The sequence below is a fragment of the Aeromonas sp. Y318-3 genome (assembly GCF_027706185.1).
Lineage (GTDB): Bacteria > Pseudomonadota > Gammaproteobacteria > Enterobacterales > Aeromonadaceae > Aeromonas > Aeromonas veronii.
Genome location: NZ_JAPDCN010000004.1, coordinates 88,877 through 106,030 on the forward strand (window position 1 = coordinate 88,877; position 17,154 = coordinate 106,030).

The 17,154-nt window shown below is 57.9% G+C and carries 27 protein-coding genes; 25 read left to right on the plus strand and 2 right to left on the minus strand.

The annotated features are described in order from the left end of the window. Positions 1–12 precede the first annotated feature (12 nt). Complete coding sequence (locus OKB77_RS07020; protein ID WP_270817260.1) at positions 13–696, minus strand: LexA family protein; 684 nt, start codon at positions 694–696, stop codon at positions 13–15. 105 nt (positions 697–801) lie between these two features. Between OKB77_RS07020 and OKB77_RS07025 the strand changes: the two genes are divergently transcribed. The 15 genes from OKB77_RS07025 (at position 802) to OKB77_RS07090 (ending at position 8,328) form a co-directional block, all read left to right on the plus strand. Then, positions 802–1,068, plus strand: coding sequence for a hypothetical protein (locus OKB77_RS07025; RefSeq protein ID WP_270817261.1), 267 nt, complete (start codon positions 802–804; stop codon positions 1,066–1,068). 28 nt (positions 1,069–1,096) lie between these two features. Next, a complete protein-coding gene (locus OKB77_RS07030; RefSeq protein WP_270817262.1) occupies positions 1,097–1,540 on the plus strand; it encodes a phage regulatory CII family protein in 444 nt (147 codons plus the stop codon). 68 nt (positions 1,541–1,608) lie between these two features. Continuing rightward, complete coding sequence (locus OKB77_RS07035; protein ID WP_270817263.1) at positions 1,609–1,905, plus strand: hypothetical protein; 297 nt, start codon at positions 1,609–1,611, stop codon at positions 1,903–1,905. Next, positions 1,898–3,019: a conserved phage C-terminal domain-containing protein gene (locus OKB77_RS07040; protein ID WP_270817264.1), complete on the plus strand. Its 1,122-nt coding sequence runs from the start codon at positions 1,898–1,900 to the stop codon at positions 3,017–3,019. The genes OKB77_RS07035 and OKB77_RS07040 overlap by 8 nt, the downstream gene beginning before the upstream one ends. Next, a complete protein-coding gene (locus OKB77_RS07045; protein WP_270817265.1) occupies positions 2,997–3,491 on the plus strand; it encodes a hypothetical protein in 495 nt (164 codons plus the stop codon). The genes OKB77_RS07040 and OKB77_RS07045 overlap by 23 nt, the downstream gene beginning before the upstream one ends. After that, on the plus strand, positions 3,491–3,706 hold the full coding sequence (locus OKB77_RS07050; protein ID WP_270817357.1) for a hypothetical protein: 216 nt from the start codon (positions 3,491–3,493) through the stop codon (positions 3,704–3,706). Before OKB77_RS07045 ends, OKB77_RS07050 begins: the two co-directional genes overlap by 1 nt. After that, complete coding sequence (locus tag OKB77_RS07055) at positions 3,696–4,085, plus strand: DUF4406 domain-containing protein (RefSeq protein WP_236317006.1); 390 nt, start codon at positions 3,696–3,698, stop codon at positions 4,083–4,085. The genes OKB77_RS07050 and OKB77_RS07055 overlap by 11 nt, the downstream gene beginning before the upstream one ends. Positions 4,086–4,187: 102 nt before the next feature. Further along, a complete protein-coding gene (locus OKB77_RS07060) occupies positions 4,188–5,009 on the plus strand; it encodes a BRO-N domain-containing protein (protein ID WP_270817266.1) in 822 nt (273 codons plus the stop codon). A gap of 30 nt (positions 5,010–5,039) precedes the next feature. Next, positions 5,040–5,630, plus strand: coding sequence for a 3'-5' exonuclease (locus tag OKB77_RS07065; protein ID WP_270817267.1), 591 nt, complete (start codon positions 5,040–5,042; stop codon positions 5,628–5,630). Then, positions 5,627–5,923: a hypothetical protein gene (locus tag OKB77_RS07070; RefSeq protein ID WP_270817268.1), complete on the plus strand. Its 297-nt coding sequence runs from the start codon at positions 5,627–5,629 to the stop codon at positions 5,921–5,923. The genes OKB77_RS07065 and OKB77_RS07070 overlap by 4 nt, the downstream gene beginning before the upstream one ends. Next, positions 5,895–6,110 carry a DUF3283 family protein gene (locus OKB77_RS24060; RefSeq protein ID WP_443111791.1) on the plus strand — a complete coding sequence of 72 codons (216 nt, stop codon included), beginning with the start codon at positions 5,895–5,897 and terminating at the stop codon, positions 6,108–6,110. Before OKB77_RS07070 ends, OKB77_RS24060 begins: the two co-directional genes overlap by 29 nt. Continuing rightward, complete coding sequence (locus OKB77_RS07075) at positions 6,097–6,360, plus strand: hypothetical protein (protein WP_064336391.1); 264 nt, start codon at positions 6,097–6,099, stop codon at positions 6,358–6,360. The genes OKB77_RS24060 and OKB77_RS07075 overlap by 14 nt, the downstream gene beginning before the upstream one ends. Beyond that, positions 6,357–7,346, plus strand: coding sequence for a DUF968 domain-containing protein (locus OKB77_RS07080; RefSeq protein WP_270817269.1), 990 nt, complete (start codon positions 6,357–6,359; stop codon positions 7,344–7,346). The genes OKB77_RS07075 and OKB77_RS07080 overlap by 4 nt, the downstream gene beginning before the upstream one ends. After that, positions 7,343–7,699, plus strand: coding sequence for a DUF1064 domain-containing protein (locus OKB77_RS07085; protein ID WP_270817270.1), 357 nt, complete (start codon positions 7,343–7,345; stop codon positions 7,697–7,699). Before OKB77_RS07080 ends, OKB77_RS07085 begins: the two co-directional genes overlap by 4 nt. A gap of 86 nt (positions 7,700–7,785) precedes the next feature. Further along, complete coding sequence (locus OKB77_RS07090; RefSeq protein ID WP_270817271.1) at positions 7,786–8,328, plus strand: antitermination protein Q; 543 nt, start codon at positions 7,786–7,788, stop codon at positions 8,326–8,328. Positions 8,329–8,424: 96 nt separating this feature from the next. On the opposite strand, the gene umuD is transcribed toward OKB77_RS07090, so the two are convergent. Beyond that, the gene (umuD, locus tag OKB77_RS07095; protein WP_270817273.1) at positions 8,425–8,814 is read right to left on the minus strand and encodes a translesion error-prone DNA polymerase V autoproteolytic subunit; all 390 of its coding nucleotides are present in this window, start codon (positions 8,812–8,814) and stop codon (positions 8,425–8,427) included. Positions 8,815–10,123: 1,309 nt separating this feature from the next. Between umuD and OKB77_RS07100 the strand changes: the two genes are divergently transcribed. From OKB77_RS07100 to OKB77_RS07145, 10 genes are all read left to right on the plus strand, one after another. Further along, on the plus strand, positions 10,124–10,480 hold the full coding sequence (locus OKB77_RS07100; protein WP_270817275.1) for a hypothetical protein: 357 nt from the start codon (positions 10,124–10,126) through the stop codon (positions 10,478–10,480). Between the two features lie 141 nt (positions 10,481–10,621). Next, on the plus strand, positions 10,622–10,951 hold the full coding sequence (locus OKB77_RS07105; RefSeq protein ID WP_270817276.1) for a phage holin, lambda family: 330 nt from the start codon (positions 10,622–10,624) through the stop codon (positions 10,949–10,951). After that, positions 10,938–11,456, plus strand: a complete 519-nt coding sequence (locus OKB77_RS07110; RefSeq protein WP_270817277.1) for a lysozyme — start codon at positions 10,938–10,940, stop codon at positions 11,454–11,456. The genes OKB77_RS07105 and OKB77_RS07110 overlap by 14 nt, the downstream gene beginning before the upstream one ends. Further along, entirely contained in the window at positions 11,453–11,995 is a 543-nt protein-coding gene (locus OKB77_RS07115; protein ID WP_270817278.1) for a DUF2514 family protein, read from the plus strand. Before OKB77_RS07110 ends, OKB77_RS07115 begins: the two co-directional genes overlap by 4 nt. Positions 11,996–12,083: 88 nt before the next feature. Next, positions 12,084–12,455 (plus strand): HNH endonuclease, encoded by a 372-nt coding sequence (locus OKB77_RS07120; protein WP_270817279.1) that lies wholly within the window; start codon positions 12,084–12,086, stop codon positions 12,453–12,455. A 102-nt stretch (positions 12,456–12,557) separates the two neighbouring features. Beyond that, entirely contained in the window at positions 12,558–13,043 is a 486-nt protein-coding gene (locus tag OKB77_RS07125) for a phage terminase small subunit P27 family (protein WP_270817280.1), read from the plus strand. 9 nt (positions 13,044–13,052) lie between these two features. After that, positions 13,053–14,774: a terminase large subunit gene (locus tag OKB77_RS07130; protein WP_270817281.1), complete on the plus strand. Its 1,722-nt coding sequence runs from the start codon at positions 13,053–13,055 to the stop codon at positions 14,772–14,774. Then, on the plus strand, positions 14,768–14,953 hold the full coding sequence (locus tag OKB77_RS07135) for a hypothetical protein (protein WP_215807213.1): 186 nt from the start codon (positions 14,768–14,770) through the stop codon (positions 14,951–14,953). Before OKB77_RS07130 ends, OKB77_RS07135 begins: the two co-directional genes overlap by 7 nt. Then, complete coding sequence (locus tag OKB77_RS07140; RefSeq protein WP_270817282.1) at positions 14,953–16,200, plus strand: phage portal protein; 1,248 nt, start codon at positions 14,953–14,955, stop codon at positions 16,198–16,200. The genes OKB77_RS07135 and OKB77_RS07140 overlap by 1 nt, the downstream gene beginning before the upstream one ends. Further along, entirely contained in the window at positions 16,188–17,126 is a 939-nt protein-coding gene (locus tag OKB77_RS07145) for a S49 family peptidase (protein ID WP_270817284.1), read from the plus strand. The genes OKB77_RS07140 and OKB77_RS07145 overlap by 13 nt, the downstream gene beginning before the upstream one ends. Positions 17,127–17,154 lie beyond the last annotated feature (28 nt).

A 17,154-nucleotide genomic window follows, 5' to 3' on the forward strand; every position in this document is an offset into this window, starting at 1 on the left:
CAGATAGCGCCCTTACTCTTCCAGAATTGCGCAGCGAACCACGCCGCAGCAGACCACGCCCTCAGAGACAAGCAGCATCTTGTATTGTGGGTTGAGGGGTTTGAGATACCACTTGCCGGCATCACTCACCAGATCTTTGAAGGTGGTCTCTCCACCAACAATTGCCACCACTTTTTTGCCGACAGCTGGTTCCACATCAGGGTCCACAATCAGCACGGTACCTTCCGGATATGAGCGCCCGCCATCTCTGGAGATCATTGAGTCACCCTTTACCCTCACGCCAAATGCGCGCTTGCCAACCCGCACCGGACTTGGGATGCGACAGATGATCTCGCTATTGTCGAATTCGGTGTCTTCGTTGCAGAACTCCGACACATCATCCCATGCAATGATCGGAATAACGCCCTCGGAGCTTGGTGTCCATTCTTGCTCTTCATCCTGGCCTGTCAGCATCCACTGAACTGACCTGCCGATGAGCCTGGATATCTCGCCAAGGCGCTTCACTTCCGGGAGGCTTTCACCAGAAAGCCATTTGCTAATTGCAACGCGGGACGGGGGATCTCGCAACATGCTTTGCAATTTGCCTGCTCGGCCTCGCTCCACTAATCCCTTTTCTTCTAGGGCTTCGTTCAGGCGTTTGGCAAAAGCTATTTTGTCGCCTTCGTAACGAGCCATCTCTTCGCTTCTCTGTCGCATCTTTTTGTTCCCTCTATTGTCCCCATCTCACTGCAAACTTTCAGTTGCTAGTAAAAGAAACTATTGGTTACACTTAATCCCGTGATAAATGAACAGGACGCCCAGATGAACGCGCTGCTTGAGCGATTCAAGACCAAAACCGCGCTGGCTACGGCGCTTGATGTGACCCCTCAGGCGGTGGTGAGAGCATTCAAACGGAATGTTGTACCGGCCACCTGGGTGCCGAAATTACTGAAGCAAGGGTTGAGCCAAGAAGAAATTTCAGCACTTCCCCTTGCCGGCCGAGCCGCTGACATTTTGTCAGCTTTGAACCAGAAGACCGACCTTGGAGCAGATCATGACACAGCCAACCGAAACTTCCACGTTAAGTAAACCTTCGGTTTCACGTCCGAACGTTTTAGTGGCTGCCTATTTGCTCGGCAAGGACCACAACATCAGCGAGATCGCCCGCCTTATGGGCAAGGGTGAGACCGTGCTGGCCAACAAGCTCAACCCGGATTGCGACAGTCACCACCTGAACCTTGGTGAAGCTGTGGCAATCACTGAGCTCACTGGCGACCACCGCATTGTGGAATCCTGGGCAGCCAGCCTCGGCAAGGTGCTGGTTGACCTGCCTGCCGGTGTCGTCAGCGACGATGATCTGGTGGAGCAGGTGCTGCTGGCCCAGTCGGTGTTCGGCAAGTTGATGCAGGCCATTCACGATGCCCGCGCTGACGGCGTTATCGACAGGGTTGAGCACAGCCAGATTGAGCGGATTGGTACCCAAGCAGCAGAGCATGTGCTTGGCCTGATCAGCACTACCGCCGCCAACGTGCGGAATCTGCCGGCAGCTGCTGGCAAATAGAAACAAGGCGGCCCCGCACTGCGCTAACAGTCGGGGCCATGGTTCAAGCATCGAACGAGGATGTGAACATGGAAAATCATACGGATATCAAGCCCATTGGGCAAGTCTGGGATGAGGCAGAGCTGGAAGAGATCAATGCGTGGTCTCGCGCTCACCCCCCTGTCAAATCGTGCGGGAGCTGCAGTGGCACAACCCGGCGCAATGTAATCCCCGAGGTGCTGCCACGCCTGGTTGATGGCATCAGTGGCACCTATCTGGTCTATGGCGGCCTGAAAAGCGGACTCAAGATCCCGGTTACCCCCGAGCAGGCCAAGCGCCATCTGCAATGCCTGATCCAGCACCTGCAGGAGGTTCGCCATGGGTGAGGTGATCAGACTGGCGGCCCCGGTGGCCGCTCCTATCAACAGGAAGGCGAGCAACAACATGAGTGACAACCGTCGCAGTGGTTATGTGGTGTGCTGGCGTTCGTTGCTGCAAGCAGACTGGGCCCGCAATGCCACCAAGCTGGCGGCCTGGATGCGGTTGATTGGTTTGGCCTCCTACGAGGCGGGCTGTGTGCGCTACAAGGGCCGTGACTGGTACTTGACGCGCGGACAGCTGGTGATCAGTGCCACCGAGCTGGGACAGCAGCTGTGTGACGAGCGCGGGCGTGGTCTCGACAAGAAGGCTACCGAGCGCCTGCTTGGCTGGTTCGCCAAAGAGGGGATGCTTGAACTGCGTGGTACCCCTTGGGGCACCATCATCGAGATCTGCAACTACGACGACTATCAGGCAGCCCTGCAGCCGGTTACCTCTAATTGCGAGCCATTCGCAACAGAGCAGTTTGAGGGCGCGACAAATGGGGCGCCCATAGGGGTACACATCGGGGTGCCGACCGTCCCGCCCAAAGCCTTTGCTGATGCGGCCTTGAGTGGTGATGCTGTCGCGCCGACTGTCGCGCCCATCGGGGCCCCGACCGTCACGACAACAGAACAAGAAGTAAAAGAATTAGATAGTACAGAGGATCTTAAACAGATCTCTTGTCCGGTTTCTGACGAAACCGAACGAGACCAGAAGCGCAAGGTCACTCTGGTGGTGAGCTCTGAGGCGAAGGAGGTTCTGGCGCACTTCAACGCAATAGCCGATCGCCGCTATCAGGCCAAGCCTACCGCCCTGCAGAACATCAATGCCCGCCTGGCTGATGGCTACTCGGTCGCAGACCTGCAGCTCGTAGTGGACTTCAAGACTGCTCACTGGGCGGCTGACCTGAAAATGAGCGAGTACCTTCGCCCGATGACTGTGTTTGCCCCGCAGAAGTTCGAGAGCTATCTGGCAGCTGCCAAGCGCTGGAACTCCATCGGCCGCCCGCGCTGCGTGAACGGCGAGTGGGAGGGCTACGAGCGCAAGCGCCCCATGTCAAACCTAGTCAATGCCCAGAAACAGGCCCAAGCCATCATGGCGAACTCAGGAGTCGGCTATGACGATAACACCATCCTCTGACGTCGCGGTGCTGCGTCGCGGTGCCCTGCAGGCCGAGCACGTTGCTGCAGATCCGTTAACCCTGTTTCTGGCGAACGAGCTGTTCCCGATGATGATCGCTTACTGGCCTGCCAGTGCCAACCAGCTGGACAGCAATGCCACCGGTACTGCGAAGGCTTGGGCTCTGACCATCAAGGGGTTCCCTGTCGGCTTGGTGCGTGAAGCGGTGCTTAAGCTGGCTGATGATGCCGATCGGCAGTACGCCCCGCGCCCTGCCGAGGTGAAGGCGCTGATGGCGAGCATGATGCTGGCCGCCCAGCCTATCGCCCAAACCGGGCAAACCATTTCGATTCGGGCCTGCGAGATGATCGCTGAGGTCAGTGTGCTGAAGCGTGAAGGCGCGGTCCCGGCTGAACGGGTGGCCGCCGAGCTCGCCAGCTTACAGGAATCGCTGCGTCAGCGTGGCGTCACAGTGACAGGGAGGATTTCGTGATGGTCAGTCAATTCAATGCCACTGCAGAACGCGATGTGCGTGAGGCGCAGTTCTGCCGGGTTGCCATCTATCCGCCGGTGCGCGGCTGGATTGGGGAGCAGGTCCATCTCGAGGTGTCGAACTCGCTGGAGACGCTGGGCACTACGGATGCGAAGACCTGTGCCTGGTATTACCTGGTGTGGGATGGGGCCGAGGAGGCCCATCATGACCGTTAAACCGAAAGAGCTGAACGAGCAGGGGTTGATCGACCTGACTGGAGTGAAGGTCTATATCGCTGGGCCGATGACCGGTTTGCCGATGTTCAACCGGCCAGCCTTTTTCGCCGCCGAGGCGTATCTCCAGGCACAGGGGGCAGTGGTAATGAACCCGGCGATCTTGCCTGACGGGTTCAGTCATGACGCCTATATGCGGATCGCCATCCCCATGATGATGGAGTGTGAGGCAGTTGCGTTTTTGCCGGGTTGGCAGCAGAGCAAGGGGGCGAGGCAGGAGTTCACCAGGGCTCACGCATTCGGGCTGGAGCTGCTGCAATTGGATTTTGCGGCCCTGGCTTGCGAGAAGATGGTCTGCCAACATCTGCCATTGCTGGTGTAGGTCATATACCACCTTGATCACCTAACAAACGGTGATTGTTGGCTGTATAAATAAACAGTAATATTTGGGTCTGACCCCATACATGACAATCGGGAGAGTGACATGGCCGGAGATAGTAGTGCAGTTGTGATGTTCAGCAGTGAGCAGTTTGGTTCTATCAGGATCGAGCAGGAAGGGGATCAGCTGTGGTTCGTGGCGTCTGATGTGGCGCGGGCGCTTGGTTATGAGAAAACCAATAGTATGAACAAGCTGATTGATGAAGAGGACAAGCGCAAGAGGGTGCTCCAAAATGGAGTAAACTATGTAAATCAGTCACTTATAACTGAGGCTGGCCTGTATCAGGCGATTATGTCCAGCACTCTGCCCGCCGCTAAGGTGTTCAAGCGCTGGGTGATGAATGAAGTGTTGCCCTCTTTGCGCAAGGTAGGCCACTACCAGATGGCGCCCAGTCCCGCGGTCAATGTGGAGGCGGTGCAGGTGGAGTTGCTGTTTGCTGAGACTGCTGCCCGTATGCTGAACGTCAGCAACTCCGGCAAGCTGGGGATGCTGCAGACCATCCAGCGCCAGCACGGCCTGCTCAATCTGCTGCCGAGTTACGCCATTGATGCGCCGAGTGATGCCACAGATGGAAGTTCGCGGCCGACATTCTCCGCCACTGAGGGGTTGAAGCAGCACGGTGTGACCATGGCGGCCCGCTACTTCAACGCCCTGCTGGAGTCGAAAGGGTTGCTCGTCAAGATGACTCGCCCCTCTTCCAATACACCGGATAAGCAGAAGGAGTTCTGGTCGATCACCCAGGCTGGGCTGCGCTATGGCAAAAACATCGTGGATCCGCGCTGCCAGCGAGAGACTGCCCCGCACTGGTATCAGAGCCGGTTTGCCGATCTGCTGGCAAAGGTCGGACTGGGGAAGGTAGCGGCATGAGACAAGCAATTTACCAGAAGGGCATGAGATATGAGTAACCGGAGCTTGGTCGCTGTCGTGGATATCGAGACCCTTGGCAAGGGGACTGATGCAGTTATCGGCTCGATCGGAGTGGTGATTGTCGATGTGGCGATGCTGCATGTCGTAGATGAGTTCTACTGCCGGGTTGATTTGGCGCAGGGCCGCCAGCGGGACGATGACACGATGGCATTCTGGGAAAGACAGAAAGCCGAGAGTCCTGTCGCGTGGGAGGAGATGTTTGGCAACGCTGGCCGCTTGTTTCTGGTCGATGCCCTCAATGCCCTATCCAACTTCTTGGGCCGTCATTTTGACAAGGTGGCCGCGGTTGAGCTGATGGGTAATGGTAGCGAGTTCGACAACGTGCTACTGGCAGATGCCTACCGGCAATGGGGTGTGGAACAGCCTTGGTGGTTTCGTGGGAACCAGAGCCTTCGCACTGTGGTCTGGATGGGCCGCCAGCTGCTGGACATCGATCCCAAGTATCAGCTGCCATTCGAGGGTGTTCGTCACCACGCCCTGCACGACGCTCGCCATGAGGCGGCCTATCTGATCGCCATTCTGAAGGCGTTCAGGCAGCAGCTTGCTGGGGGTGAGGCATGATGAGCCTGCCCTGCGGGTTATCACTGCGGCCCTACAGCGGGCCGTTTGCCGGTTCGCTTCATTTCGTGGTGGATAGCAATGGTGAGGTGGTGCGCAATGCCACCGTGCTGGAGGTGCAGCTGGCCAAGGCTTTGTATGAGTTGGAGCGAACCGCCGAGGTGATGCGCCATGCGGCCAGCAGTGGGATAACGCCGGAGGCGTTGGCCTTTGCTGCTGATCATGCCTCCAGTGCCGCGCACAGGATCAAAAGCGAGGTATCCGGCCATGACATTCAATCTGGCGAGGCTTCCTGAAGGGGACCGTCAGAGGGTACAATTGGATAAGCAGGCGGCCTACCTTGTTTGGCCGTGTCGCCTCGGTCTGGCGAGTCGTGCAGATGTAGCCAAGGCCATCACTCAACAGCCAGCGGAGTACCAGGAGTATTTTCGCGATCGGCTGAACCACTACCGTGAGGTAAAGGGGTCACATGAGCAAGTTTAGTAGCCGCAGTGCTGCCAGAACGCAGCACTTACAGCGTCAAGCCGCCAATCCAATTGGTGCCGAACTCAATACCAGTGCCGAGCTGTTCCGCTCTATCAACACTGCCAGTCCTGGCCTGACCGCCGCCGAGGCCGCCCGCCGCGTTATCGCCTCCGAATCATCCGCCCTGCGCCGTAGCGCCAGCTATCAGCTGCTCGCTCGCCTTGGCCCGTTGCTCGACAAGCTTGAGATGGTGGAGAAGCTGGGATGACCCCGACCCATCCGGTCTTTGTACCTGAGATGGGGATGGTGTTGCTGGCTGTAGGGGATGGGTTGGCCAAGCTGCGCTCATCCCTTGGCAATCGTCCGGCAATGCTGGTACCCGCCACAGAGGGGGGAGATTTGCTGGATCAGTTCCCCGATCTGGCCAACTCGCTGCTTCACCCCGATATCGTCAAAGCTGCCGGTGGCGAACTGGCCTTGCGCAGCGTGGGCCAGTGCCTGATCGGCGAGGGGTGTGTTGGCGAGACAGTCACCACCGAGATGGGTGGGCTGCCGCTTCCTCTGTGCTGGCACCACGATAACGAGTATCGGGATGGTCAGTTACCATTCAACCCAGCCAAGCATGCCACTGCCATTGCGCGGGCGCTGCTGACTCGGGTTGCCGGGTGGTGCGGGGTGCAGCTTGTACAGTTGCAGGCCCGGGATCTCTGTTGGTGGGCCAGCGTTTACAAGGTTCAGGGGCATCTGCCTATCGCCGTGGTGCGCCACGCATGCCGTTTGCCGCCACTGGAGCCTGAGCGGGTGCTGGTGCCCGGGCGCGGTTATCGTGAGACCGATGCCCGCTATCGGGTGAACCAGGAGGCGCTGCTGGAGCAGGACCCTCTGGCTGAACTGCGGCCCAAGATCCGCGCCAAGCAGGCGGTAAAGGCCATCGACCCGGATCCCCCGATGCTGCACATCCCCCGCCCAAAGATGAAGCGCTGGGAGTCTGCCAACTATCTGGCGTTCGTGCGCCAGCTGCCCTGCGTGGTGACAGGCCAGACCGAGGGGGTCGAGGCGCACCATGCGATCGGGCACGGCCTAAGCGTGATGGGCAGCAAGGCGAACGACCTGATGACCTTTCCGCTCAGCCACGATGCGCACATGGAATTGCACAACAAAGGCTGGCAGCAGTGGGAGCGTACCTACGGCAGTCAGCTGGATCACGTCGCGATGACGTTAAACAAGGCCGCTGGCCTGGGAGTGTTTGGATGACGCCTTACAGTGGGAACAAGCAGGTAAAGGGCAGGGCACGGCCACGTCCGGTGCCCGGCAAGATGAACCAGACAGAGCAGGCCTATGCCGATCACCTGCGCCTGTTGATGCTTGCAGGGGAGATCCTCTCTTATGAGTTTGAGCCGCTCAAGCTGAAGCTGGCCGACAAGACCTTCTACACCCCTGACTTCATGGTGGTGGGCAAGGATGGCTTGATCGAGCTGCACGAGGTGAAGGGGTTCTGGGAGGATGACGCCCGGGTCAAGATCAAGGTGGCCGCCAAGCAGCACTGGATGTTCACCTTTGTCGGTGTGATGCGCAAAGGCGCCAACTGGTCACTGGAGGCATTCTGATGCGGCTCGAATATGCAATCTCGATCGGTGCCCCACGTTCGGTGATGATCCAGGCCATTCAATCCCGCTCGACAGGAGCAAGTCATTTGACCAAGGCAGATGTGCTGGGGGCGCTGGGGCTGGTGCAGAAATATGAGGCCGTTGGCCTGGCGCTGATTATGGCCCGCTACACCAAGGACAGAGAAAGCCACAAGCAAGCGGTGATCGGCGTGATGGCCCACTGCAGCAATGTAGCGCCAAAGTATGTGGGAGCCAACAAGACGCGGGGGCACGGCATGGCGCTTAAGGCGCTGGCTGCCCTCGCCGTGCAACACTTTTGCCGCACCGTAGATACCCCCGGTGCGGCCTGTCATCCGCAGTTCTGCCGTGGGCGCGGAGTGATCCGCGATCTGGAGTTGAGCCGCCTGCACGGCAAGGCGATAGACAAGACATGCCCTCGCTGCAACGGTACCGGCCTGCGCCCAATCCCGGGCATTCAGATTCGCCGTGCCATCGAGCCGCTGCTGGGCACCCTGAGCCGTGGTGAGTGGGAACGGCAGTGGTACCCGCTCTATCTGGCGGTGCTGGCCTGGTGCCATGTGCAGGAGAGTGAGGTGGAAGCCTTCTACAAGCGAGTGACGGCGGCGTGAGGTATGAAAATCGAGATAGTGCTGAAAGAACTATGGGTCGGCGTTACTAGTAACAGGTTCTTCGCATGAACATGATTTACAAGTAGAAGTAGAGAATCAGTCGCCGAATATCTCCAGCTCCTGGCCTTCCAGCAGGGTGATCGGTGGGAAATCTGGGTTGGCAGGGAGCAGGGCTGGGAATGGGCGCTCTTGTAGCCGCTTGACGGTGAACTCCCCATCGAGGCAGGCCAGCACGATGGCGCCGTGACTGGCCTTGATTGCTCTATCCACGATCAGCAGGTCCCCGTCATTGATACCAGCATTCACCATGCTGTGTCCGCTGGCCCGCACATAGAAGGTGGCGGCAGGATGCTCGATACAGATCTGGTTTAGGTCGATGGTCTGCTCTATGTAGTCCTGTGCTGGGCTGGGGAAGCCACAGGTCGCAGGCGAGAGGAACAGGGGAAGCTCGAGACTGTCTGGTGATGGGTGTGGTGTGGCAAACATGTTGGTGACCTTTATCTGTATGTACATACAGTATAACGACAGCTTTGGTGCGTTGCATCAGGTGCCAGTTGGGATGTACTTCAGTTGACTCTGGCGCCAGCTCTGTCAATTAAAATCATTTTAGCGGCTAAAATGTCGCGGTAAGACATTGTTCATTTCACGGCGCCGGACTATGTATTAGCGGTGCAATTATCAATAACTTTCGTTTGCTTATATGTGCAAATCGATAGTTTTAGTGGGCATGATTTGATGGTTGTCACTTTAAATGATTTTAAGCACCATTGTGTAATCCTTAAAATGATTTCAAGGCGTCAGGAATAGCCTATTTATCTCCAAACGTGAACATCCTAACAATCACTATTGAAATGTTGATACTGGATTTCCACCCATCATTATTTAAGTGTGTGATTATATTTTCAATGAGCATCACAGAATCAGATACCATGACAACATCAGGCTACATACGGGCTAGTTGAGTGTGGTGCTAGATGAATGGATTCAATGGAGGCAGTTTGTTTCTTGTTGTCGGTTTATCAACATTGCAATTTTGAACTCTAATCCAGCCATCATAGGCGACTATACCCATAGGATGCGGTTCGGCGCCGAGCAAGTGGGTTTTATCTTGTGGTGGTGACTGATGGCCTCATGCGAGCCAAACTGGTGATGCTGGCATGTTGCGATAAAATATAATACGGCACGTTCAATATATTTTAATTAGCTAATTTTTTATTGGTGTTAATGCCTGACAGGGCATTGTGCAAAAAACTACCAATTATTATCCATAAAATTAAACCTCAGTTGAGTGGGAACTAAACTTCAATCTACAGTCTGTAGCACGTAGATGGAAAGATGCGACAGTCAGTAAATCTGTACCGAACGAACAAATATTCAAGGCGTAACCTTGAACAGATGTTTTTTTATCAAATCCCATTGACAGGATGAATTACAGGTCTGTAAATTATCTGCACTGGCAGCTCATGCCAAATAACACATGCACTCAATTTTCATCCGAGCAGATTATGCCGGAGGCTCGCTATTATGTTGATGACAGATTATCCTCTCCAATATTGGCAGGAGAGAGGGGTTTTTACATCCCAGGTTAATGGGGATGATTTTATGGAGTTCAAGGTTTCTCATTTGCTTGGAGCTGGAAACTCTGCGATCAGGATGATGCTCCTGGCTCACGAGCTTGCCGGCCGCGATATGGGGGCGTGCTGGGCAGAGCTGGCTGCGCTGCAACAAGCCACCGGCATGAGCGGGCTCGGCGAGGTGTTTATATTGACAGGGGCATTTGGCCCGAGGAGGAGAAATGAATCTGGAAAAGTTATGGGTAGTTGGCGTTTTGATGGTGACTCTGGCCGTTGGATACGGCGTATATCTAGTAGCTAGTTACTACATTTTGCAGAACCAAGCTGGGTTGTGTGCACAAGGGTGGGAAGGGAGTTTACCAGACAGGGAGGCTGAACAATGTTCAATGCTGTTTACTAATCCAGAGAAATTTGTGAAGCGGACTGCTGGCGGTGATGTTCTTATCGGTGGCTTCCAGATTAGCCGTTATGACCTAAGCATGATCCATAAGGCTGTGATGGATAGTGCGCCAGAACGTATGACTAATGTGGCGTCATTCGACGTGTGGTGGAATAACTTACCAGCGAGTGGCCATTGACAGTCAAAAGCAATTTTGTGTACAGTAAATGCCAATGATGGAAGACTGCAACCTAACGGCTGCGGTCTTTTTTATTTTCCGCTTCAAAACCTCGGTCGATGCCGGGGTTTTTTCGTTTCTGGGCCCTGCGGGGTGGTGGGTATGAAGATGCCTGAAAAAGACCTTGGCCTGTGGGCCTGGCTGCTGGCCTGGGTAGATGCCCACTGGCCCACCCTGTACGGCTTTATCCTCTCTCTGGTGATTAGCTGGTTGCGAGTCACCTACTCCGGTGGCGGCATGCGCCAACGGCTGCTTGAGTCGCTGCTGTGCGGTGCTATCTCCCTCTCGGTGATGTCCGGGATGGATATGCTCGGCATTCCGGCGACAGCATCCGGCTTCGTTGGTGGCTCCATCGGCTTTCTCGGCGTAGAGAAGATCCGGGAGTTTGCTGGTCGAATGCTTGAGCGGAGGTTTGGAGATGGCGCGAATTAATCGCACTTCAGATGATGGAGTGATGCTGATGCATCACTTCGAGAGCTGCAAGCTGAAAGCGTACCCTGACCCTGGTAGTAAAAACGGAGAGCCATGGACCATCGGATGGGGACACACCGGCCCTGAAGTAAAACCCGGGTTGGTGTGGACTCAGCAGCAAGCGGACGATGCCTTTATTGCTGACCTTCGCTATGTTGAGCGCGGCGTGGATTCTTTGGTCAAAGTGCCGCTGACTCAGGGGCAGTTCGATGCCTTAGTCAGTTTTGCCTATAACGTTGGCCTGGATATCGACGGAGACACTATTGCCAACGGTCTTGGCGATTCAACGCTTCTACGCAAACTGAATGCTGGTGACTACGTTGGTGCCGCTCTTGAGTTCCTGAGATGGGACAAGAACGATGGTAAGCCGATGCGTGGGCTGACCCGTCGCCGCCATGCGGAGATGGGGCTGTTTAATGGCATGAGTGGCATTGACTCCATCAAATTTGGGGTTGCCGCAGCATGAATCCGATCAGGTTGTTCCTCAATGCGCACCCAGTGCTGTGGTTTGTGCTTCGCCAGGCGGTGTTGTTTTTTCTGGTGTGGCTTCTTTATCAGCAAGGCTACTCGAGCGGTGCTCACGATAAGGAGTTGGAGTGGTCTGCGAAGTGGGATGAGCAGGCGGCCGAACTGGCGACGGTGAGGGCTGATGCCGAGCAGGCCGCCCGCGAGGCCGAGCAGCGCCGTCAGGCAGATATCGAGAGGGTGAGGCAAGATGCAGAAAAACAGATTGCCAATGCTGAGCGCGACGCTGTTGCCGCTGATGCTGTTGCTGTCGGGCTGCGCGAGCAAGCCGGGCGATTGGCCAAGCGCGCCAGTCAGTGCGCTAGCCATTCCGGCTCTGCCCAGTCTGGCGATGCAGCCGGACAGTCCGCCGTGGTGCTTGCCGACCTGCTCAGCCGGGCTGATGCGCGAGCGGGAGAGTTGGCAAGAGCGTATGACCGAGCTCGAGCATCAGGCGTGGCCTGCCAAAGAGCCTACCTCTCATTGACCAATCCCGATTAACCGAATTGCCGCACCGAGTCACTCTCCAAACTGACGGGTCGTCCCGTGTAAATGCGTCCGGTGCGGCGCCCTATTTGAAGCGATAGCCATGCCACCACGTATTAAGCAGATCTGCCGGGCCAAGGGGTGCCATTCCCTGACTGATGCCCCTGGCGGGTATTGTGCCGATCATGCGTGTCAGGCTGTCGGCTGGCAGCGTGTTGCCGCCAAATCATCTGCCGAGCGTGGCTATGGTGCCAGTTGGCGCAAGCGGCGCGAGCGCATCATGCAGCGCGACCGAGGGCTGTGTCAGCCCTGCATTCGCAAGGGGATCATCACCCAAGCCTATGCCGTTGACCACATCGTGCCAAAGGCCGCAGGCGGCACTGATGACGATACCAACCTCGAGGCTATCTGCCGGTGCTGTCACAAGCAGAAGACGCAGCAGGAGGCCTCCGCTGGCCGCCACGGGCAATCCTGAGGGGGAGGGGGGGATCAAATCCTTCCGCCTTTTCGCCTCCGTGACTGCCAGCCCGGTCAAATTTTTATACCCGCGAAATTAAAAATTTAAATGGAGGGCGCGATGGCAGGGGCACCAAGAGCGCCTGGTCAAGGTCGCAGGCCCAAACCGACGGCGCTGAAGCGGCTGGCTGGCAACCCCGGCAAGCGCTCGCTGAACAACGCTGAGCCCACCTTCACCCCGCTGCTCTATGTCGAGTGCCCTGAATGGCTGGCAGAAGACCAGTGGGCCCCGACCATGTGGGACATGGTGATCCGTGAGCTCTGCGGTGCCGAGGTGCTCTGCGTCACCGACCTGCACAACCTCGAGGCCTTCTGCGCCGCCTACTCGCGCTGGCGCAGAGCCGAGATCGAGATCACCAAGCGCGGCCTGGTTGTCGAAGGGGCAACCGGCGGGCCGGTCAAAAACCCCGCCTGTACGGTGGCCAACGAATCACTCAAGCAGATGACCACCTACGGTTCGCTGCTGGGGCTGGACCCATCCAGCCGCTCACGCCTGATCGGAGGCAACAAGAAACAGGGAGGGGGGAACCCGTTCGCAGCTTTGTAGGGATGACCGATGGCAACACGCAAAAGTTATCCCTATGTCAACGTGGCTAACGGCTACGCCCGCGATGTGGTGCGCGGCAAGATCCCCGCCTGCCGCTACGTCATCCAGGCCTGCCAGCGCCACCTCGATGATCTGGCCAAAGAGAAGTCTGCCAAGTTTCGGTTTCGGTTCGACAAGGACAAGGCCGAGCGAGCCGCCACCTTTGTTCAGCTCATGCCCCATACCAAGGGGGAGTGGGCCTTCAAGCGCCAGACCCTGAACCTAGAGCCGTGGCAGATGTTCATCATCTGCTGCGTGTTTGGCTGGGTGCGCAAGGGCAGCGGCCTGCGCCGCTTTCGCGAGGTCTACAACGAGATCCCGCGTAAAAACGGCAAGTCGGCGCTCTCTGCCCCGGTCGGCCTCTACTGCTTCGCGGCAGACAACGAATTCGGCGCCGAGGTTTACTCCGGCGCCACCACAGAAAAACAGGCGTGGGAGGTGTTTCGCCCCGCCCGCCTGATGGCCAAGCGCACCCAGGCACTGATCGACCACTTCGGTATCGAGGTGAACGCCAGCAACTTGAATATCCCGTCTGACGGCGCCCGCTTCGAGCCGCTGATCGGCAACCCGGGTGATGGTCAGTCGCCATCCTGCGCCATCGTGGACGAATACCACGAACACGACACGGATGACCTCTACACCACCATGATCACCGGTATGGGCGCCCGCCGCCAACCGCTGATGTGGGTCATCACCACCGCCGGCTACAATATCGACGGTCCCTGCTACGACAAGCGGCGGGAGGTGATCGAGATGCTGGCTAGCACGGTGCCGGATGATGAGCTGTTCGGCATCATCTACACCATTGACGAGGGGGATGACTGGACGGACCCCAAGGTGCTGGCCAAGGCCAACCCGAACATGGGCGTCTCCGTCTACGCCGAATACCTGTTGGCGCAGCAGGCCAAGGCCATCAAGTCGGCCCGCTTCGCCAACATCTTCAAAACAAAGCACCTCAACGTCTGGGTGTCGGCAAAAACCGCCTACTACAACATGGAGGCGTGGAAGGCCTGCGAAGATCGCAGCCTGACGCTGGAGCAGTTCGAAGGGCAAGAGCTAATTCTCTCGTTCGACCTTGCCCGCAAGCTCGACATGAACTCCATGGCTCGCCTGTTCTGGCGAGATATTGACGGCAAACGCCACTACTACTCGATCGCCCCCGAGTTCTGGGTGCCGGAAGATACGGCATTCAACACCGACAACCGGAGGCTGGCAGAGCGTTACCAGAAGTGGATGAACCTTGGCGAGCTCAGCACCACAGAGGGTGCCGAGATCGACTATCGCGAAATCCTAGCCGTAGCCAAAGAGGCCGCAGCCAGTGGCAACGTGCTGGAGGTCCCGCTTGACCCGGCAGGCGCAACCGCGCTGGCTCACGATCTGGCAGATGAGGGATTGACCCCCATCTCCATCACCCAGAACTACACCAACATGAGCGACCCGATGCGAGAGCTGGAGGCCGCCATTCAGTCAGGTCGTTTCCATCACGATGGCAACAGCCTGATGACCTGGTGTATCGGCAACGTGATCGGCAAGAACTTGCCCGGTAACGATGATGTGGTGCGCCCGGTCAAAGAGTCTGCCGATCAGAAAATTGACGGCGCTGTCGCGCTCATGATGGCCATCGGCCGCGCCATGGTCGCGGGTCGCGGCAATACCAAATCCATTTACGAAACCACGGACGTCCTATGCTGATGAACATCATCGCCTTTCTGGTGGGCCTGCTGGGTGCCGCCGCGCTGACCTATGGCGCCTGGCTCTGGTCTGCCCCGCTCGGTTGGGTGGTCGGTGGCCTGCTGGCGCTGGGCTGGTCTGCCTGGTTGAGCCGCGCCATCGCCTGGCACCAGTACAACAAACAGCGAGGGGGTGACTGATGTTCTTTCCATTCCTGTTTGAGCGCAGGGGTGGCGGCGGCAACTTCAGTCAGTGGATCTCGAGCGTAGGGGCGCGGCGCAGCAAGGCTGGCGTCATGGTCACGCCGGAATCTGCGCTGGCGCAAGGCACGGTTCGCGCCTGCGTCACCCTGCTGGCCGAATCCATTGCGCAGCTGCCGTGTGAGCTCTACCAGCGCAGCGACGACAGCCGCACCCGGGCGACCGACCACCCGTTGTACGACATTATCCACGCCTGCCCCAACCAGAAAGACACCAGCTTTGAATTCAACGAGCAGCGCATGGGCCACCTCGGCCTGCGCGGCAACAGCTACAGCCTGATCGAGCGCAGTGGTGACGGCTACATCACCGAGCTGATCCCGGTCAACCCTGACAAGATCATGGTGCTCAAGGGGCCTGACGGGCTGCCCTACTACCAGTTGCTCGATGGCAGCAACCAGATCCTGCCGATGCGGATGGTGCACCACGTCAAGGCCTTCAGTCTTGATGGTTACCTCGGCGTCTCGCCGATCCAGAGCAACCCGGATGCAATCGGGTTGGCCATGGCGGTGGATGAACATGCCGGTTCGGTATTTGCCAACGGAACCACGCTGTCTGGGGTAATTGAAACATCGCAAAAGCCGTTCACCACGCAGGAGTCACTAGAAATCTTCAAGGGCAAATTTATTGATAGCTACGCAGGGGCTCGCAACTCTTTCGGCGTGGCCATCCTGCAGGACGGCTTGAGCTACAAGCAGATGGCGATGACCAACGAGCAGAGCCAACTGCTCGAGTCGCGCAAATATGGCGCCATCGAAATCTGCCGCCTCTACAAAGTGCCGCCGCACATGATCGGCGAGCTGGATCGGGCAACCAACAACAACATCGAGCATCAGGGGCTGCAGTTTGTCATCTACACCCTGCTGCCTTGGGTCAAGCGCATCGAGGCCGCCATGATGCGTGACCTGCTGCTGCCGAGTGAGCGCAAAGACCTCTATATCGAGTTCAACCTCTCCGGCCTGCTGCGGGCAGACCAGAAGTCCCGTTACGAGTCATATGCGCTCGGTCGCCAGTGGGGCTGGCTCAGCGTCAACGATATCCGCCGGTTGGAAAACCTGCCCCCGATCCAGGGTGGTGATATCTACCTGACCCCGCTCAACATGGTCTCTACTGGCAAGCTGCCGCAAGGCATCAGCCAGGCGACCTCGGAACAAATCACGGAAATCGAGGCCATCCTATGCCGAAGCTGATGATCAACTACCCGCACCTGGCCAGCCAGGTGTTCGGGTGTCCGCTCTACGTCACCCAGGAGGTGCTGGCAGGGGTCAAGAGCCTGCTGATGCCCCGCATGCTGGGCAACCAGATCGAGGTGATGGCCGCCGATGACCTGCCGGATGGGCTGGAACCCAAGCAGCTCGAGGCCCGCAGCGAATCGCAATACCGCGTGGAAGGGCTGGCGGTGATCCCGCTGCACGGCATTCTGGTGGCGCGGCGCGGTCAAATCGATAACGCCTGCACCGAGCTGACCAGCTACGAGTGGTCGCGGGCGCAGATCGCCACGGCGCTCGCCGACGAGCGGGTCAAAGAGATCGTGCTCGACATCAACTCCGGCGGCGGCCATGCGGTCGGCTGCAAGGAGCTGGCCGACTACATCTATGCCAAGCGCAGCGTCAAGCCGATCACTGCGCTGGTCAACTTCTCTGCCTACTCGGCGGCCTACTTCATCGCCTCAGCCTGCAGCAAGGTGGTGGTCAGTGAAACCGGCGGCTGCGGCTCCATTGGCGTCATCATGGAGCACATGGAGGTGAGCAAGTGGGAGGAGGAGGTGGGGCTCAAGTTCACCACCTTCTACCGCGGTGACCGCAAAAAGGACGGCACCCCCCACGAGCCCCTCAGCGATGGCGCCATGGCGGCCATCAACCACCGCATGGATCAGGCCTACGACCTGTTTATCAGCTCAGTGGCCCGCTATCGCGGCCTGTCCGTCGAGCAGGTGAAAGCCACCGAGGCCACCCTCTACAGCGGTGCAGAGGCGGTCAACAACGGTCTGGCCGACGAACTGGCCAACCCGCAGGATTATCTCAACGGCCTGGCCGCCAGCGTGGCCAAGCCGACCAAACCGGCGCAAAGCATCGGCCTGCGGGCCCGTGCCATCGAATTGCAGAACCAGTTCTAGCCCAGCGGCGGAACCCATCCAACAAGCC

Excerpts from the sequence above, each read along its gene's own strand:
- OKB77_RS07075 (WP_064336391.1), top strand. The coding sequence starts at position 6,097 with ATGAGCAAGTTTAGTAGCCGCAGTGCTGCCAGAACGCAGCACTTACAG.
- OKB77_RS07070 (WP_270817268.1), top strand. The coding sequence starts at position 5,627 with ATGATGAGCCTGCCCTGCGGGTTATCACTGCGGCCCTACAGCGGGCCG.
- OKB77_RS07120 (WP_270817279.1), top strand. The coding sequence starts at position 12,084 with ATGCCACCACGTATTAAGCAGATCTGCCGGGCCAAGGGGTGCCATTCC.
- OKB77_RS07040 (WP_270817264.1), top strand. The coding sequence starts at position 1,898 with ATGGGTGAGGTGATCAGACTGGCGGCCCCGGTGGCCGCTCCTATCAAC.
- OKB77_RS07130 (WP_270817281.1), top strand. The coding sequence starts at position 13,053 with ATGGCAACACGCAAAAGTTATCCCTATGTCAACGTGGCTAACGGCTAC.
- OKB77_RS07135 (WP_215807213.1), top strand. The coding sequence starts at position 14,768 with ATGCTGATGAACATCATCGCCTTTCTGGTGGGCCTGCTGGGTGCCGCC.
- OKB77_RS07100 (WP_270817275.1), top strand. The coding sequence starts at position 10,124 with ATGAATCTGGAAAAGTTATGGGTAGTTGGCGTTTTGATGGTGACTCTG.
- OKB77_RS07055 (WP_236317006.1), top strand. The coding sequence starts at position 3,696 with ATGACCGTTAAACCGAAAGAGCTGAACGAGCAGGGGTTGATCGACCTG.
- OKB77_RS07025 (WP_270817261.1), top strand. The coding sequence starts at position 802 with ATGAACGCGCTGCTTGAGCGATTCAAGACCAAAACCGCGCTGGCTACG.
- OKB77_RS07050 (WP_270817357.1), top strand. The coding sequence starts at position 3,491 with ATGGTCAGTCAATTCAATGCCACTGCAGAACGCGATGTGCGTGAGGCG.
- OKB77_RS07105 (WP_270817276.1), top strand. The coding sequence starts at position 10,622 with ATGAAGATGCCTGAAAAAGACCTTGGCCTGTGGGCCTGGCTGCTGGCC.
- OKB77_RS07060 (WP_270817266.1), top strand. The coding sequence starts at position 4,188 with ATGGCCGGAGATAGTAGTGCAGTTGTGATGTTCAGCAGTGAGCAGTTT.
- OKB77_RS07065 (WP_270817267.1), top strand. The coding sequence starts at position 5,040 with ATGAGTAACCGGAGCTTGGTCGCTGTCGTGGATATCGAGACCCTTGGC.
- umuD (WP_270817273.1), bottom strand. The coding sequence starts at position 8,814 with ATGTTTGCCACACCACACCCATCACCAGACAGTCTCGAGCTTCCCCTG.
- OKB77_RS07110 (WP_270817277.1), top strand. The coding sequence starts at position 10,938 with ATGGCGCGAATTAATCGCACTTCAGATGATGGAGTGATGCTGATGCAT.
- OKB77_RS07045 (WP_270817265.1), top strand. The coding sequence starts at position 2,997 with ATGACGATAACACCATCCTCTGACGTCGCGGTGCTGCGTCGCGGTGCC.
- OKB77_RS07145 (WP_270817284.1), top strand. The coding sequence starts at position 16,188 with ATGCCGAAGCTGATGATCAACTACCCGCACCTGGCCAGCCAGGTGTTC.
- OKB77_RS07080 (WP_270817269.1), top strand. The coding sequence starts at position 6,357 with ATGACCCCGACCCATCCGGTCTTTGTACCTGAGATGGGGATGGTGTTG.
- OKB77_RS07085 (WP_270817270.1), top strand. The coding sequence starts at position 7,343 with ATGACGCCTTACAGTGGGAACAAGCAGGTAAAGGGCAGGGCACGGCCA.
- OKB77_RS07125 (WP_270817280.1), top strand. The coding sequence starts at position 12,558 with ATGGCAGGGGCACCAAGAGCGCCTGGTCAAGGTCGCAGGCCCAAACCG.
- OKB77_RS07035 (WP_270817263.1), top strand. The coding sequence starts at position 1,609 with ATGGAAAATCATACGGATATCAAGCCCATTGGGCAAGTCTGGGATGAG.
- OKB77_RS07020 (WP_270817260.1), bottom strand. The coding sequence starts at position 696 with ATGCGACAGAGAAGCGAAGAGATGGCTCGTTACGAAGGCGACAAAATA.
- OKB77_RS07115 (WP_270817278.1), top strand. The coding sequence starts at position 11,453 with ATGAATCCGATCAGGTTGTTCCTCAATGCGCACCCAGTGCTGTGGTTT.
- OKB77_RS07140 (WP_270817282.1), top strand. The coding sequence starts at position 14,953 with ATGTTCTTTCCATTCCTGTTTGAGCGCAGGGGTGGCGGCGGCAACTTC.
- OKB77_RS24060 (WP_443111791.1), top strand. The coding sequence starts at position 5,895 with ATGACATTCAATCTGGCGAGGCTTCCTGAAGGGGACCGTCAGAGGGTA.